This window comes from Microvirga pakistanensis, from assembly GCF_004458765.1.
GTDB lineage: Bacteria > Pseudomonadota > Alphaproteobacteria > Rhizobiales > Beijerinckiaceae > Microvirga > Microvirga pakistanensis.
In genome coordinates this window covers 1-223 of the sequence record NZ_SPJX01000567.1, presented here as the reverse complement: position 1 = coordinate 223, position 223 = coordinate 1, and the positions used below count along the sequence as shown (strand labels likewise).

Annotated in this window: 1 protein-coding gene; it reads right to left on the bottom strand. The window is 58.7% G+C overall.

Annotation, left to right across the window (positions count from 1 at the left end; translation table 11 throughout):
* On the bottom strand, positions 1 to 183 hold a 183-nt coding region (locus E4K09_RS31175; protein ID WP_425293879.1), incomplete at its 3' end, for a 3-hydroxyacyl-CoA dehydrogenase NAD-binding domain-containing protein.
* Positions 184 to 223: the final 40 nt, after the last annotated feature.

The following is a 223-nucleotide window of genomic DNA, read 5'->3' as shown; positions in this document are numbered from 1 at the left end:
GCTCGCGATCAGCGCCTCAGGGGGCAAGAGATCGCTGAGTTGCTTGAGCACATCAGTTTTGGTCTCCATGTTCTCGTAAACGGCTTCGATGACGATATCGCAATTCTCGAGGGCCCTCACATCGGAGCCTATCGTCACTTGCCTAGCGACCATCCCAGCGGAATCCGCCGAGCGCCGAGCCAGAAGCTTAGCGATGCGTGCCGGCGCTTGCGTCAGAAAAGCG